The sequence below is a fragment of the Micromonospora sp. WMMD812 genome (assembly GCF_027497215.1).
In the GTDB taxonomy this organism is placed as follows: Bacteria; Actinomycetota; Actinomycetes; order Mycobacteriales; family Micromonosporaceae; genus Micromonospora.
The window spans coordinates 1,477,384-1,492,293 of the sequence record NZ_CP114904.1; the positions used below are offsets into that span (position 1 = coordinate 1,477,384).

The following is a 14,910-nucleotide window of genomic DNA, read 5'->3' on the forward strand; positions in this document are numbered from 1 at the left end:
CGTCCCCTCGTCCGCGCCTTGGACGTGTACCCGGTGGAGCGCCGGCTGTCGGCCGACCGCACGTGGGTAGTCGGCCGACAGCCGGCGGGCACCACGCGTTCGTCGCGCGGTGCCCGTCGTCGTCCCGGCGAGCCAGCTGCTCCGGCACAGCGGTTCTCCGCGGGGCGGGTCCTTTCCTCGGTTCAGGCTGGAGCACCGCCCGGCCGAACTCGCCTTGCCGGCTCTATTGGGGCAGACCCTGGTAGTCGGCCGGACCGGCGATCTGACCGCCGTCGCCAGCCACCTCGCTGCCGGTGACGAACTGGGCGTCGTCGCTCGCGAAGAAGAGCACGATCTTGGCGATGTCGTCCGGCTCCCCGACCCGGCCGAGCGCGACATTGCTGGTGTCGAAGGTGACGCCGCTGGTCATTGGGGTGTTGATTTGACCAGGGTGGACGGCGTTGACCCGAATCCCGTGTGCGCCCAATTCGAGCGCGGCGGTCTTGGTCAGTCCGCGGACCCCCCACTTGGACACGACGTAGCCGGACATTCTCGGGACGCCCTGCAGAGCGCCGACGGAGCCGATGTTGACAATCGACCCGCCGCCGGCCCGCTTCATCGCTGGGACCACGGCCTGGATGCCGTTGAAGACACCGATGAGGTTGATGTCGAGCGTGCGCTGCAGTCGTGCCACGTCCCACTCTTCCAGCGGAGCCGGATCGGCGATGCCCGCGTTGTTGACCAGGATGTCGACGGAGCCGAAGCGCTCCTCCGCACGCTGGACGAGGGCCGCCCACTGCTCGGGTGACCGCACGTCGAGTTGCTCGACGGCGGTTGTCGGTCCGAGTTCGGCGGCGAGTGCCTGGGCTGCGGTGACGTTCACGTCGGCGATGACCACGTTCGCGCCCTCGGCGACGAGCCGGCGGACGGTGGCGGCGCCCATTCCCATCGCGCCGCCGGTGACCACCGCGGTTTTCCTGCTACTCGCTCCATCACGAGATCCTTCCCATGGTTGCGGTGAGAATCGGTAGGGCCCGCCGCGTCAGGCGGCGCTTCCCTGCTTGATCGCCCGGGAGATCCGCACGACCCGTTCGGCCTGGTGACGGGCTGCGTTGCGGGTGTCGTTGTCGATCGAACCGAGGTCAGGGCCGAACACGGCGTGGTGCGAGGTGCCGTACGGGTTGCCGTCGACGAACTTGACCGGGTCCGTGTAGCCGGGCGGCACGATGATCCCGCCGAAGTGGTGGATGCTGTTGTACATGGCGAGCAGGGTCGACTCGTGCCCACCGTGCCGGGTCCCGGTCGAGGTGAAGCCGCTGTAGACCTTGTCGGCCAGGGCGCCCTGTTGCCACAGCGGCGACAGGGTGTCGAAGAACTGCTTGAGCTGGGCGGCGATGTTGCCGAACCGGGTCGGTGAGCCGAAGATGACCGCGTCCGCCCAGACGAGGTCGTCCGGGCTCGGAGCGGGTACGTCGGCGGTGGCGGCGTGGTGGGCGGCCCAGGTCGGGTTCGCGTCGACGGCGGCCTGCGGCGCCAACTCGGCGGCCTTGCGAACCCGAACTTCCGCGCCGGCAGCTTCCGCCGAGCGAGCGATTTCGCTGGCGATCGCCGTGCCGGTGCCTGTCGAGGAGTAGTAGATGACGGCGAGCTTGACCGGGTTTGACATCTTTGGGCCCCTTCCATCTGTGCGGATCAGAATTCGGCCGGCGCTCGAGAGTCCGTTATCGGTTCGAACCTCGGCGTGCCGGCCGCAAGACTAGGCACGTGGAGGGAGACGCGTCACCCTTACGTGAGGGGTGACACATCACCCTTGCCCGAGAGGCTCGGATTCGCGTCTTGCTACGGCTTGAGTTGCTGCTTGCGGGCCATCAGGCCGGCTTCAGGCATCTAGCGTCACCCAAAGGCGACTGGCAGACAACCCGCGAGAGTTGTCCAGCTGAGTCGCAACAGGGTTGATAGGTCACCCATACGGTGAGAACTACTGCCCGTCAATCGTCGAAGGGATCGTCCCTCAAGTTCTCCAGCACGGTCTGCGAGACAGCCGCCAACGTGTCGAGCTGGCGCGGGCTGAGAACATCGAGGAAGAGCTCGTGCACGTACCGCACGTGCAGTGGGGTGGCCTTCTCGATCATTGAGCGCCCCTCCTCAGTGATCGCGACGTGAGTGCCTCGACTATCCTCGGCACAACTGCGCCGCTCGACCAACCCACGAGCGATCATCCGCGAGATCTGATGGGTGAGACGGGTCTTCTCCCATCTGAGGCGTTCCCTCAGCTCGAAGACTCGCAGTGAACCATCCGAGAAGTGGAACAAAGTACTCAGAACGGCGTAATCCGCCAAGGACAGGCCAGCCTCGCGAACCAGTTGACGGTTCATGTGACGACGAACGTCCTCCTGCATCGTGAGGAAGCCGTACCAGGCACGCCGCTCACGCTCGTTCAATCCCTCGGGCTCAGGCACCCTTCAACGCTACCGGCAGAGTAACGCGTCACCGATCGCGGTTCACTCCTAGATCCGAGGTCGACAACGGTGCGGGGGATCCTTCGCTACAGCATCACGCTGGGCACGGATCTGCTGCGGATGGGCAGGCTGCCGGAGGCGTCTGCGGCGCCGCCGGCGGTGCGCGAGTTGGCGGGGCGGTGCGGTACCGGGCAAGCTGGTCGCGTGGCGTAGCGGGTTGAAGGCGTCGGTGCACGCGGTGTTGGCCAAGCAGGGCGTGCACATCGCGGTGTCCGACCTGTCGGCGTCGGTGAGCGGGAACTGCTTGCCCAGGCGCCCTTGGATGGGACGTGTCAGGGTCGGGTGTCCTCGCTATGCCGGCTGATCGACGCGGTCGACTTCGAGATCGACAGGTCGGCGGACCGATCCGGGCCAGACTCACCGGGCAACGCGGTCATACGGCGATCAAGGCCATCCCCGGTGTCGGACCGGTCCTGGCGGCGGTGTTCGTCGCCGAGAGAGCACGCCGAGCACGTAGGAAGAGCTCGATGTCCTCCAACGCGTTGGTGGCAGTCCCCTTGACGTGAGGCATGACGCGCGCCTGACGGAGCGCGGCGACTACACGATCTTCGTCGAGCCGACCGTAGACCCTTGCCAGATGCCCGAGGCACGTGGCGGCGAGCGCCTGCACCTGCTGGTCATCGTGATCGAGCAGACCCAGGTAGAGCTCCTGCGCTTCTCTCCAGTCGCGATCGCCGTAGAGCGCGCATCCCACCATCGCATCCAGAGCGCCGACGATGTCATCGCGATCGAGCGCCGCCCGCACACCGGCTGGCGTTGCCGGCGGAGGGTTGTGAAAGATGTGGTGCTCGTGGCCCATGCCCCACACCTTTGATCATCGCCACCGTCGGCCAGCATCCGCTCATCGGCTATACGAAAGCACCGCCCGACGAGCAGACATCTTCGGGCTCGCCGAAGAGGTCTCCAGCCAGGTGCGCCTGGTCAGGGCGTTGCCCGTGGGATCGACGTCCCAGGCAGCGGTACGGCAGCGCGCTCCATGAAGGCCTTTGGAGCGGCGTCCGTCTATCCCTGTCCGAGGTGCCGCGGCGAGGCCCGTCGGCCCGAGATGCCGGGCCGCGCTAGCCGTGTTGGGAGCAGCGAAGGTGACCACTTCGGACGCCATGAGCTGCTTACCTTGCGTGACGAGCGCTTCGCAGCAGATGCGAGCATGCGTAAGCGCGGACTCACCGTCGAAGCTCGGCCACCTCGCCCAGCCGCTCGAGCTTGTGCGGGTTGCGGATCGCGTAGATCTGGGTGATCCGGCCGTCCTCGATGACGAACGACACGGCCGTGTCGTTCTCGCCGCCGGGGTCGATGCGTGCCGCGATGCCGCCGTTGAGGTCGACGATGAAAGCCCTGGTGCCGGGCGCGACCTCGGCGAAGCGGGCCATCACGGGGGCGAGCTTCGTGGCCCCGCGGACTGGCTTCGGGATTGTCGGGGCCAGGCCGCCGCCGTCGCCCACGACGAGCACGTCGGGAGCCAGCACCTTGAGCAGTCCGGGCACGTCGCCGGTAGTCAGGGCGGCGAGGAACCGCTCGACCACCTGCTCCTGCTCGGTGCGGCTCACCGACATCCGCGGCCGGCGCGCCGCCACGTGCTTGCGGGCCCGCGTCGCGATCTGGCGCACCGCCGCCGGTGACTTGTCCAGTGCCTCGGCAATCTCGTCGTACGGCACGTCGAAGACCTCGCGGAGCACGAAGACCGCGCGCTCCGCCGGTAGCAGCGTCTCGAGTACCGCCAGCATGGCGATCGACACGCTCTCCGCAAGCTCGACGTCCTCGGCGACGTCCGGGCTGGTCACCACGGGCTCGGGCAGCCACTCGCCCACGTACTCCTCGCGCTGCCGCGCGAGCGTGCGCAGGCGGTTGAGGCAGAGCCGAGTCACGATACGCACGAGGTACGCCCGAGGGTTCCGGACCTCGCGCCGCTCGGCATCAACCAAGGCTGCCCACCGCAGCCAGGTCTCCTGCACCACGTCCTCGGCGTCGGCGACCGAGCCGAGCATCTCGTAGGCGACGGTGAACAGCAGGTTGCGGTGGGCGACGTAGGGGTCCTCGCTCATGACGCGGACGCTACTCCCGGTCGCTCGGCCAGCGGCTTCAAGCCGCACGCGGAGGCGAAGCCGTCGGACTCGATGCCCAGCGCCACGTTGCCACGCGTGCTCATGTTCGCGAATGCGATCACCGAGGTGAGCTCGACCACGGCGGCAGGTCCCAGCTTCGCGTGCAGCCGGTCCACCAGCTCGTCGGTCACGGTCGGCGGTGTCTGGCTCATCGCCTCGGCGTACTCCAGGACGTCCCGTTCCAGCGGAGTGAAGACGTCCGCCTCCCGCCACCGCGGGATCTCGCGCGCCTTCTCCACGTCGAGCCCCTTGTTGCGGGTCTCGAAGTAGTTGAAGTCCAGGCACCACGTGCAGCCGACCAGCGACGCGACCGCCATGTGGGCGAACGACTTCAGGCCCTCGTCGCAGGCGTCCCACTTCTGCAGCTTGCCGCCGAGGCCGAAGCTGGCGAACAGCACCTTCGGGTTGTGCCAGTAGACGCCCACCGCCGTCGGCACCTTGCCCAGCTTCTTCTCGATCATCCGCTTGATCAGTGCTCCCTTGACGCCGGTGATCTCGGCGGGCGGGATGCGGGTCGTGTGCGCCATGTCGGCTCCTCGGTCGATGGCTGTATCAGTGGCTGTGCCGCCGGTTTGGTAGGTCGTGATGCCATGGAGACACCGGCCGGGCCGCGGGTGTGACATCGAGCGGGGCTGGTCTCTTCGTCGTAGTCAGCGTCCTGATCCGGGAGGCGCTCGACGACGTTGGCTTGAAACCGGACGCGCTGACGCTGACCACCTGGCGAGCGCACCGCCATGTCTCCCGGCAGTCGGTCGCCTGGTTCCGGCGCGACCTCGCCGGCCGGATCGCCACCTGGGTGCGCGACGGTGGGGCCGCCGCGACCAGCTGCGTGTACAACACGGTCTCTCCGTGGTGGGACACGAGGGCAGCCGGCTGGACGACCCGCTCCCGGAGGTCGCCGCCCTGGCCGAGCGTCTCGAGGGCGACCTCGGTGGGCGGGCCGACGACGACCTGCGAACCCGGCTCGACGCGCTGGCCAGGACCATCCTGCACCGTCAGGTAGCCAAGATCCGGCTTGACGCTGCGCTGCCTGCAGGCTTGGGCGACCGCCGACACGCGTGCGCGGAGGCGCAGCTTGGGCACACGTTGCCCGCCGGGTACGTCGACCTGGCCCGCCGACACAACGGCGGCTTCAACAACTTCCTCATCGTTGCGCCATCCGATCTTGGGCAGCAACGCCTCGCACCTATAAGAGATTGGCTTTTATCGGGAGCCTGGCACCACAGGTGTCTATTCCTCCGGTCCGCGCCGACGCCGCGAGCGTGCGTCCGGTTCAGCTGACCATCCGAGCGCTTCGGCCTGATCGCCGGACGCTGGCCCTCCCGCGCCAGCTGACGTCCCGCTCGGCGCCCTGAGGCAAGGCGGCTGGGAGTCGGACGACACGACGCAACCACGTCGCCGATGCGGTCTGTACGGGATAGCTGGAGTGAGCAACTTCGGCAGCTTCGGGCGGCGTAACTCTCACGATGTGTGCGAGTAGCGGCAAACAACTAACCGATCAGTTGACAGATGTTTGGATCTAGGTGGTTGGGTTCTAACTATCCGGTCAGGAAGTATAGGCCCTCCTTGGATGAGAAGAGATCCGTGATGCACAGAGAGAACCCGATCCGGACGGGGACGGAGGCGCTGGCGGCGCTGGTAGCGAGCTGCTGGTCGGCGACCGTCAGACGCCGCGCCTCGCCCTACACACCGTCGACATCCTCGACACCTCTCCACAGGCCGCCAGCACAGGCAGGACGCGCTTGCGTGGGCAAGAGGGTTGGACCAGGCCATCATCCGACACGTCCAGGGCCTCGACCAGCCGGAACGCGATTTCCACCCCGACGGTCACACGTCAGAAATGTCCCCCACTACTGACCAGTACCCGATCGAACCCGGCACCGGTACCGACTACCGAACACTAAGCGATCGCGTCTTGCTGCTCAGTTGTCTACGCATGAGGAGATTCCGTCATTTCGGACCGACACGACCTCGCTTCCAACGCCCCCCCGGCGACGAGGATTGTCACCCCCTGTCGGTTCACCTGGCCGTAGGCGCGCCAACCGCACCTCGGTCAGCGGTTGCTCGTGATCCTGGGCGGTCATCCCTGCATCCGCGCCGTCGAAACTCCTAGCGCCCGAGTCTGGACTTCAGCTGATTGCGCGCCCCCCAGGCAGCTGTGCCCGCCGACCTACCCACTCAGCCGGCCATCGGAGGGGAACGCCAGAGAGGCGGCCCAGGCGCACGCCGTATGGCACACCAAGGATCCAGCCGGATGGCAGCCGCCAGGTTGACACCGAGGCGATCAAGCGAACCTCGCAGACGATACCTGCCGGCTGCGGTGCCGGCGCGAGCCGGAAGATTCGGTTTTCCCGAGGTCAGGCTCCGCAAGCCGGGAGACTTCGGTCACCGATCGGCCCGGCCGTGGGAGCGCGGTGAGCCGCCGCCCACGCTTTCAACTAACCGAGTAGTTGACGGCCACCCTCGCCCGCGACTACGGTGCTATCTAACCGGTCAGTCGGAAGAGCCTCCGCCTCGAAGGGCGGCCGGCATCGGTCGCACCGGTCGGTACCGGTGCCGAAAATCCTCAACTATCCGTTTACTTGATTGGAGTTCGCCATGAGCGCACGTATCCCCAAGGGTGCGGCTGGACACTGGACACCGGAGGACATCGGTGACCTGACCGGTCGTACCGCGTTCATCACGGGCGGGAACAGTGGCATCGGACTGGAAACCGCCCGGGTATTGAGCCGCCACGGGGCGCGGGTCATCCTGGCGGGCCGTGATCAGGGCAAGCTCGACCTGGCTGTCGCCGAGCTGCGCGGCGAGCAGCCGGACGGGCTGCTCGACACCGCCGTGGTCGATCTCGGCTCGCTGGCATCGATCGCGGCGGCGACCCGGCGGCTGGCCGAGTCGGAGCGGATCGACCTGCTGTTCAACAACGCCGGTGTGATGAACGTGCCCGAGCGGCGGACGACCGCCGACGGGTTTGAGTTGACCTTCGGCACCAACCACCTGGGCCATTTCGCGCTCACCGCCGGTCTCCTCCCGGCCCTGCGTCGCTCGTCGGCGGCGCGGATCGTCACGGTCAGCGCCATCGCGGCGACCTGGCGAATCGGACGGCTCGACGACCTGATGAGCGAGCAGCGCTACGGCGCGATGCGGGCTTACGCGAAGTCCAAGCGCGCGAACGTGGTCTTCACCCAGGAACTCGCCCGCCGGCTCGCCCGTACGAACATCGAAGCGGTTGTGGTGCATCCCGGGTCGGCGATGACCAACCTCCAGCGCCACAGTCAGGGCCTGTTCTCCCGGGCCGTGATCGCGCTGACGCGCAACGTGGCGATGGGTTCACCCGAGGGCGCGGCTTGGCCGTCGCTGTACGCCGCCACCAGTCCCGACGTGGTCAACGGCGGCTTCTACGGCCCAGCCGGCCGCGACCAGACCTCGGGCACCCCGAAGCAGGTGACGCTCCCCGACCGCGCCGTCGACCCGGCCGAAGGCACCCGGCTGTGGACCGAGAGCGAGCGCCTCACCGGCCTCAGCCTCGCCGCCTGACCCCTCCCTCACTTTGTCGACCTCGCACAACCCCAGCTGAATCAGGAGCACCCGATGATCGACCCCCTCCACCCCTTCGCCGGGAAGGTCGCGCTGGTGACCGGCGCCGGCACCGGCATCGGCCGCGCCACCGCCGAGCAACTCGCTCGTGAGGGCGGGACCGTGATCCTCGTCGGTCGGCGTTCGGCCCCGCTCGAGGAGGTCGCCGCCGGGATCACGGCCACCGGCGGCACCGCGCACGCGTTCCCGGCCGACGTGAGCGACCCCGCGCAGGTGGCGAACGCCGTCACCTTCGCCGTCGAGCGGTGCGGCGCCCTGCACCTCGCCGTCAACAACGCGGGCGTCTCTGGCGGCCACGCCCGGCTGGTCGACCTGAGCGTCGACGACTACCGGCAGGTCATGGGCGTGAACCTCGACGCGGTGTTCTTCGGCATGAAGTACCAGATCCCGGCGATCATCGCCGCTGGCGGCGGCGCGATCGTGAACGTGTCCAGCGTCGACGCCGACCGCGGCCACGTCGACTACGCCGCCTACACCGCCACCAAGCACGCCGTGCGGGGTGTGACCCGCGCCGCTGCCCTGGAGAACGCGACCACCGGCGTACGCATCAACGAGCTTCAACCGGGCGTCATCGCCACTCCCCTGTCGCAGACCGACCCCGAGGCCACCGCGCGGGCGGAGGCCAAGGTGCCGATGCGCCGCTCCGGCCGCCCCGCCGAGACCGCCGAGGCCATCTGCTTCCTGCTGTCGGAGCGCGCTTCCTACATCACCGGAACCCACTTCTCCGTCGACGGCGGCTTCCTCGCCTGATCAGGCGCTCATCTCACCGAAAGACACTCACCATGATCACTTATCCCACCTTCGGTCTGCTCGTCGAGGGCATCGACCCGGCCATTCTCGAGGCGCAGCGGCAGGTCAACGCCATGCTCGCCCGGATGCCGCACCCCGACCTGCACACCCCCGAGGGCCTGGCGACCCTGCGGGCAGGCACCGCCAACAACCCCGGCGGCACGCAGCTCACCCCCACCGAGCGGCACGTCGAGGGCCCTGGTGGTCCGATCCGGCTGCGCATCTTCACGCCCGAGACGCCACGTGCTGTGCTGTACCGCATCCATGGCGGCGGATGGGCTGCCGGTGCTCCCGAAGACGATGACGTCCTCAACGACCGCATCGCCCGGGCCACCGGAGCCGTCATCGTCAGCCCCGACTACCGCCTCACCCCCGACGTCACCGTGCCCGAGCAGATCACCGACACCATCGCCGTGGCCTCATGGCTCGGACGCAACACGCAGACCGAGTTCGGCACCGACACGCTGCTGGTCGGCGGGATCTCCGCCGGCGGGCACCTCGCCGCGGCGACCCTGCTCGCCCTGCGCGACGCCGGTGATCCCGCCTTCGGCAAGTTCGTCGGCGCCCATCTCGACTGCGGCGCCTACGACCTCGGCATGACCCCAAGCGCTGCCGGCGCCACCGAGCGCACCCTGATCCTGACCCGTGCATGGCTCGACGACCTGCTCGACCTGGGCCTGCCCCGTTACACCGTCGAGCAGCGTCGTGTCCCGCAGTTGTCACCTGCCCTCGCGGACCTGACCGACTTCCCGCCGACGCTGTTCACGGTCGGCGACCTTGACCCGCTGCGCGACGACTCGATCATTCTCGCCGCCCGGCTGCGCCTCGCCGGACGCGACGTCCACCTCGACGTATGGCCGGAGGGTGCGCACGCCTTCACCAACATGGCCACCCCGCTCGGCGAGCTCGCCCTCCAGCGCACGGCCGAGTGGATCAACACGCTCCTCGACCGAGCCGGCTGAGACCCGTCGTGTCCGGCGGCGACCCTGCCGCCGGACACGACGGACGCCCGCCGCGAGCCAGGCGCCGCCAAACACCGCCCACGGCAGAAAGACGCTCCATGACCCTCACCGCTTCCACTTTCCGGGCACGTCCGGCCGCCACCTCCACGCCGCCGGTTCGGCTCGCGCGGCCGGACGTCACGGTGATCGGCGCGCTGCTCGCCGCCACGTTCGTCGTCGTCCTCAGCGCGACAGTCATGACCGTGGCGATCCCGCCGCTCATCCACGACCTGGCCGTACCGGCAACCTCGGCGCAATGGCTCACCACCGGCTACATGCTCACCATGGCGATCGTCATCCCGATCACGGCCTTCCTGGCCCACCGTTTCCGGCTACGCCCGCTCTACATCACCGCCATGAGCTTGTTCCTGGCCGGGACCCTGCTGAGCGCGACCGCTCCGGGCTTCCAGACGCTCCTGATCGGCCGCGTGGTCCAGGCGACCGGCGGCGCCATCATCACCCCCCTCATGCTCACCACGGTCGCCACGCTCGTTCCGACCGCCGTTCGTGGCCGCACGATGGGCGTGATCACCCTGGTGATGGCGGTCGCCCCGGCCCTTGGCCCGACCGCCTCCGGCCTGATCGTTGACGCCCTTGGCTGGCGGGCACTGTTCTGGCTCACTCTCCCGATCGCGGCGGCCGCCTTCGTCTTCGGACTCCTCGTCGTCCGCGACGTCAGCGAGCCCGCGCCGGCGCGCTTCGAATTGCTCTCCGCCCTACTCTCCGCGATCGGGTTCGGCGGCGTCATCATCGGTCTCACCGGCCTCGCCGGGAAAGCTGGCTCCAGCAGCGGTCTGCCCGCCTGGGCTTCGCTCACCCTCGGCGCAGCCGCGCTCGCCCTGTTCACTCGGCGGCAACTGCGGCTCGGCGACCGCGCGCTCGTTGACCTGCGCACCTTCCGGGCGCCGGCCTTCGCGACCGGGGTGGCACTGCTCGCCCTCACCATGATCGGCCTGTTCGGCGCCCTGCTGCTGCTCCCGCTGTACCTGCAGGACGTGCGCGGCCTCACCACCGCGCAGACCGGACTGGCCCTGCTGCCCGGCGGCATCACCGCGGGCATACTCGCCCCGCTCGTCGGCCGCATCTCCGACCGGCACGGCCCAGGCGCCGTGCTGACACCGGGCGCGATCGTGCTGTCGTCCGCGTTGTGGACGCTCGCCTTCACCGGCGAGCACACCGACTACGGCTGGGTGGTCGCCGCCCACGTCCTGCTCAACGTCGGCGTCGCCTTGCTCATGACCCCACTGTTCACCGTCGGCCTGAACGCGACCGCCGGCCCGCTCTCCTCGCACGCCAGCGCGATCCTCAACACCGTTCAACAGGTCGCCGGCGCAGCCGGGGGCGCCCTGCTCATCGCCCTCACCTCGGCAATTACCCGCAGCCGCACCTCCCACGGCACGAACGAGCAGATCGCCGCCGCCGCCGGTATCCACGGCGGCTTCCTCACCGCCGCGAGTATCTCCCTCGCCGGCATCGGCCTGGCGGTCGGCATCGCACGGTCACGACGACCCCGCGCGGAGAAGCCAACTCGGACCACATACGACGGGCGCCGAGGCGCGTGGCGTGGTCAGCGATGCCCCACAGCGCCCCGTCACCTCTAGACCACCCGACCCGGACCGACCTCGGTCAGCCGCACTGCCACCGCTGTCCGAACATTCACGCAGTGACTACTCAACGAACGGGAACGAGCATGGAACCGAAAATCTGGTACGTCACCGGAGCGAGCCGCGGGCTCGGTCGCGCGGTCGTCGAGGCCGCCCTCCGCTCGGGCGAGCGCGTTTTCGCCACCGCCCGCAAGCCCGAGGCTCTTGGCGAGTTGGTGGCGCGCTACCCCGACACGCTGCGCACCGCGGCGGTCGACGTCACCGACCTGTCCGCCGTCAACGCGTCGATCGCCGCAGCCCACAATGCGTTCGGCCGGATCGACGTCGTCGTCAACAATGCCGGCTACGCCAACCTCTGCGCGATCGAGGACACCGACCCCGCCGACTTTCGCGCACAGGTCGACACCAACCTCTTCGGCGTCGTCAACGTCACGCAGGCCGTCCTCCCCACCCTCCGCGCCCAAGGCGCCGGACGGATCATCAACGTCTCCTCCGTCGGTGGCAGGGTCGGCACCGTCGGCCTGGGGGCCTACCAGGCCGCCAAATGGGCGGTGAACGGCTTCACCCAAGTCCTCGCCCAAGAAGTCCGGCCGCTCGGCATCAAGGTCACCTCGATCGAGCCCGGAGGCATCCAGACCGAATGGGCCGGCGCGTCCATGACCATCGGGCCGATCAGCGCCACCTACCAGCCCACCGTCGGCGCGTTCGCCGACCTGCTCGCGCAGGTCCGCGGAACCGTCGGTGGCGACCCCGCCCTCGTCGCCGACGCCATCCTGCGCCTCAGCCGCCTCGACGAACCCCCGGTACGGCTCCTCCTGGGCACCGACGCCATGATCGGAGCACACCAAGCCGCAAAAGCGCTGAAGGAAAACGACATACGCTGGGCCGAGTTCTCCCGCTCGACCGACCGACCCGACGCCACGCCACAGGAACTCGACCCACTCGGCGTGCTCACCGCCGACCCGGCCGCCATCGTGCACCGCTTCGTCGACGAGGTCGTCAACGGGGGCAATCTCGACGTGCTGCCCGACCTCTGGGCCGACAACCTCCGCTGGCACGGCGGCAGCCTCGGCGAGACCCACGGACTGGCCGCTTACACCAAACAGCTCGCCGACGCCCGCGACGGTTCCTTCACCGGCATGCGTCTCACCATCCACGACACGATCGTCCAAGACGACACCGTCGTGATCCGCTTCACCAACAGCGGCATTCACGCCGGCTCCTTCATGGGCGTCCCCGCCACCGGCCGGCACGCCGAATGGCTCGGCATAGGCATCTACCGGGTCCGCGACGGCAAGATCGCCGAGGCCTGGTTCGGCGAGGACGTCCTCGGCATGCTCCTCCAACTCGGAGTGATCAGCCTGCCGGTCTGAGAATCCCCCAACGCTCGCCGGCCGGCCCCTACTGGCCGCAGCCTCGACACACCGGAAGGAATGGACATGCAAGAACTCGCCTTTGAGACGTGTGGCACAGGCCCTGCACTGATCCTGGTGCACGGAACCAGCAGTACACCGATCGGGACCTGGGGCCCAGCCGTGCAAGAGCTGGCCAAGTCCTACACGCTGCTACTTCCCTACCTGCCGGGATCGGGCGACAGCCCTCTTCCGGGCGCACCGCTCAACGCTGAAGTGATCGCCAGCCAGATCGTCGACGTCGCAACGCGGGCCGGTCACGACCGATTCGCGATCGCCGGCGCGTCGCTCGGTGGGCCGCTCGCGATCAAGGTCGCCGCCCGGTATCGCGAACGGGTGACCCACCTCGCGTCGGTGAACGGCTTCTCCCGCCCACGCGCGTGCCTACGGCTTCGACAGCAGATCTTCGATGCGGTTCTGCCGCTGGGCCCCGACGTCACCGGCAAAGCGCTGCTCCTCTTCGGTCTGACCGATCAGGCCGCCGAAAGCCTGCCGGAGCAGACCCTTAACGATATGGCCCGGCATATCGGCTCCTCGCTGGCACCCGGAACGAAGGAACAGATCGCACTCACCTGCGCCATCGACGTCGACGCCGACCTGGCGTCCATCACCGCCCCGACCCTCCTGGTGGTCGGCACCCAGGACAACTTCGTCGACCCCATCCACTCGGCACACCTGGCAGAGCGCATTCCCGGTGCCGACATCCTGCTGCTCGACGGTGGCCACGGCGTGGTCATGGAGCAGACGGAGCAGGTCGTTCGAGCCATCACCGAACTGACCAGCACCCTGAGCTGACCACCACAGTTCGCTGCTGCCACGAATTCAGGCACGGCCGACCCCTGCCGGACAACGCACCTGCCGGCCGTCGGTGCGGACGTCGGCATGACCGAGCTGATCCTGAATGGCCTCAGGACGGTCACCTGCGTGGCGGGCGAGGGCAGCGCAAAGGTCTGCCGCAGAAGTGCGGCTCCTCCGTGACGGCGGCTACACCACCAGCCCCCGAGCCGGCCGCGCCGACGGCAACCCCCGCCGGCGCGGCCAGGCCCGGCGGCCAGGGTCAGAAGCCATCGCCGGCGAGGTGTTCCCGGGAGGAGAGGTAGGCCTTGAGCCGGGGGCCGCGACCGCCGTAACGCCCATCCGGTCCGCCTGACGAGCGTCGTACCTCCGCACCGGCGCGCTAGCCCCACCACCGGCCGCAGGGTCGGGCCACGACTCCCGCAGGAGCCTCCGCTGGAGGCGTCCGCGGAACAGGTGCGGCTCCGGCAGCTGTTCGCTGAGGTCAGCCGGAACGGTGTTCCATCGCCTCGATCGCCTGCCCCTTCGTCATTTGCCGCTTGAGGTGATCAGGTCGAGTGCGCCGGGGCCGCCGAGGCTGCGGAGCATGGCGACGACGTCTTCCACGAACCAGGCATGGACGATCTTGCCGCCGCGGAGGGTGTAGATGCCGACGCCGTTCCAGGAGCCGCGTTTGCTGCGGAATGGCACGACGCCGAGGAGGCGTCCGGTTCGGTAGCCGCTGTTGGTGAACTGGACGACGACGGTGTCGTCCTGGGCGAAGATGTTGTGCACGGTCAGGTGCAGGTTGGCCCACCGGCTGCCACCGCCGGTGGCGCCCATCATCTTCTTGTACGCCTCGATGCCGTGTCGTTCGCCGAGGCTGCCGCCTTCCCAGACGAGGTCTTCGTGCCATAGCGCGTCGATCAGGTCGAGGTTGCCGCCGTTGATCACCTCGTCGATGAATCGGGTGACGACGGCGGCGTTGGTGCTCGCCGCCGGCTGGGCTCCGAGGTCGTCCATGCTCGCCTCCGTGTCGGTTCAACCGGTTGGTTAGATTCCGGTGCTTGAGTTCAGTCGGCGTGTGCACACCTGAGTTTGTGCCATACTCACAGCTGGACGGCAGCGTACCAACT

General features: G+C 68.6%; 14 protein-coding genes. 6 read left to right on the plus strand and 8 right to left on the minus strand.

Features of this window, described 5'->3' with window-relative positions:
• Positions 1-223: 223 nt before the first annotated feature.
• From O7603_RS06775 to O7603_RS06805, 7 genes are all read right to left on the minus strand, one after another.
• Positions 224-946, minus strand: a complete 723-nt coding sequence (locus tag O7603_RS06775; RefSeq protein WP_281574814.1) for an SDR family oxidoreductase — start codon at positions 944-946, stop codon at positions 224-226.
• A 75-nt stretch (positions 947-1,021) separates the two neighbouring features.
• Positions 1,022-1,645: an NAD(P)H:quinone oxidoreductase gene (wrbA, locus tag O7603_RS06780; RefSeq protein WP_281574815.1), complete on the minus strand. Its 624-nt coding sequence runs from the start codon at positions 1,643-1,645 to the stop codon at positions 1,022-1,024.
• A gap of 322 nt (positions 1,646-1,967) precedes the next feature.
• Positions 1,968-2,438 (minus strand): MarR family winged helix-turn-helix transcriptional regulator, encoded by a 471-nt coding sequence (locus tag O7603_RS06785; RefSeq protein ID WP_281574816.1) that lies wholly within the window; start codon positions 2,436-2,438, stop codon positions 1,968-1,970.
• 433 nt (positions 2,439-2,871) lie between these two features.
• Positions 2,872-3,297, minus strand: a complete 426-nt coding sequence (locus O7603_RS06790; RefSeq protein ID WP_281574817.1) for a hypothetical protein — start codon at positions 3,295-3,297, stop codon at positions 2,872-2,874.
• Between the two features lie 364 nt (positions 3,298-3,661).
• Entirely contained in the window at positions 3,662-4,540 is an 879-nt protein-coding gene (locus tag O7603_RS06795; RefSeq protein ID WP_281574818.1) for an RNA polymerase sigma-70 factor, read from the minus strand.
• Positions 4,537-5,127, minus strand: coding sequence for a carboxymuconolactone decarboxylase family protein (locus tag O7603_RS06800; RefSeq protein ID WP_281574819.1), 591 nt, complete (start codon positions 5,125-5,127; stop codon positions 4,537-4,539). The genes O7603_RS06795 and O7603_RS06800 overlap by 4 nt, the downstream gene beginning before the upstream one ends.
• Before the next feature lie 25 nt (positions 5,128-5,152).
• Entirely contained in the window at positions 5,153-5,776 is a 624-nt protein-coding gene (locus O7603_RS06805; RefSeq protein ID WP_281574820.1) for a hypothetical protein, read from the minus strand.
• Between the two features lie 1,422 nt (positions 5,777-7,198).
• Between O7603_RS06805 and O7603_RS06810 the strand changes: the two genes are divergently transcribed.
• From O7603_RS06810 to O7603_RS06835, 6 genes are all read left to right on the plus strand, one after another.
• Entirely contained in the window at positions 7,199-8,134 is a 936-nt protein-coding gene (locus tag O7603_RS06810; protein ID WP_281574821.1) for an oxidoreductase, read from the plus strand.
• 54 nt (positions 8,135-8,188) lie between these two features.
• Positions 8,189-8,944, plus strand: a complete 756-nt coding sequence (locus O7603_RS06815; protein WP_281574822.1) for an SDR family NAD(P)-dependent oxidoreductase — start codon at positions 8,189-8,191, stop codon at positions 8,942-8,944.
• Between the two features lie 32 nt (positions 8,945-8,976).
• A complete protein-coding gene (locus O7603_RS06820; RefSeq protein ID WP_281574823.1) occupies positions 8,977-9,945 on the plus strand; it encodes an alpha/beta hydrolase in 969 nt (322 codons plus the stop codon).
• Between the two features lie 98 nt (positions 9,946-10,043).
• Positions 10,044-11,585: an MDR family MFS transporter gene (locus tag O7603_RS06825; RefSeq protein ID WP_281574824.1), complete on the plus strand. Its 1,542-nt coding sequence runs from the start codon at positions 10,044-10,046 to the stop codon at positions 11,583-11,585.
• On the plus strand, positions 11,558-12,961 hold the full coding sequence (locus O7603_RS06830) for an SDR family NAD(P)-dependent oxidoreductase (RefSeq protein WP_281574825.1): 1,404 nt from the start codon (positions 11,558-11,560) through the stop codon (positions 12,959-12,961). The genes O7603_RS06825 and O7603_RS06830 overlap by 28 nt, the downstream gene beginning before the upstream one ends.
• A 66-nt stretch (positions 12,962-13,027) precedes the next feature.
• Positions 13,028-13,795 (plus strand): alpha/beta hydrolase, encoded by a 768-nt coding sequence (locus O7603_RS06835; RefSeq protein ID WP_281574826.1) that lies wholly within the window; start codon positions 13,028-13,030, stop codon positions 13,793-13,795.
• A 528-nt stretch (positions 13,796-14,323) separates the two neighbouring features.
• Here O7603_RS06835 and O7603_RS06840 read toward each other — a convergent pair.
• A complete protein-coding gene (locus tag O7603_RS06840; protein ID WP_281574827.1) occupies positions 14,324-14,797 on the minus strand; it encodes a nuclear transport factor 2 family protein in 474 nt (157 codons plus the stop codon).
• Positions 14,798-14,910: the final 113 nt, after the last annotated feature.

Coding starts and splice junctions, on each gene's coding strand:
- wrbA (WP_281574815.1), bottom strand. CDS start 1,645: ATGTCAAACCCGGTCAAGCTCGCCGTCATCTACTACTCCTCGACAGGC.
- O7603_RS06790 (WP_281574817.1), bottom strand. CDS start 3,297: ATGGGCCACGAGCACCACATCTTTCACAACCCTCCGCCGGCAACGCCA.
- O7603_RS06795 (WP_281574818.1), bottom strand. CDS start 4,540: ATGAGCGAGGACCCCTACGTCGCCCACCGCAACCTGCTGTTCACCGTC.
- O7603_RS06800 (WP_281574819.1), bottom strand. CDS start 5,127: ATGGCGCACACGACCCGCATCCCGCCCGCCGAGATCACCGGCGTCAAG.
- O7603_RS06810 (WP_281574821.1), top strand. CDS start 7,199: ATGAGCGCACGTATCCCCAAGGGTGCGGCTGGACACTGGACACCGGAG.
- O7603_RS06815 (WP_281574822.1), top strand. CDS start 8,189: ATGATCGACCCCCTCCACCCCTTCGCCGGGAAGGTCGCGCTGGTGACC.
- O7603_RS06820 (WP_281574823.1), top strand. CDS start 8,977: ATGATCACTTATCCCACCTTCGGTCTGCTCGTCGAGGGCATCGACCCG.
- O7603_RS06825 (WP_281574824.1), top strand. CDS start 10,044: ATGACCCTCACCGCTTCCACTTTCCGGGCACGTCCGGCCGCCACCTCC.
- O7603_RS06830 (WP_281574825.1), top strand. CDS start 11,558: ATGCCCCACAGCGCCCCGTCACCTCTAGACCACCCGACCCGGACCGAC.
- O7603_RS06835 (WP_281574826.1), top strand. CDS start 13,028: ATGCAAGAACTCGCCTTTGAGACGTGTGGCACAGGCCCTGCACTGATC.
- O7603_RS06840 (WP_281574827.1), bottom strand. CDS start 14,797: ATGGACGACCTCGGAGCCCAGCCGGCGGCGAGCACCAACGCCGCCGTC.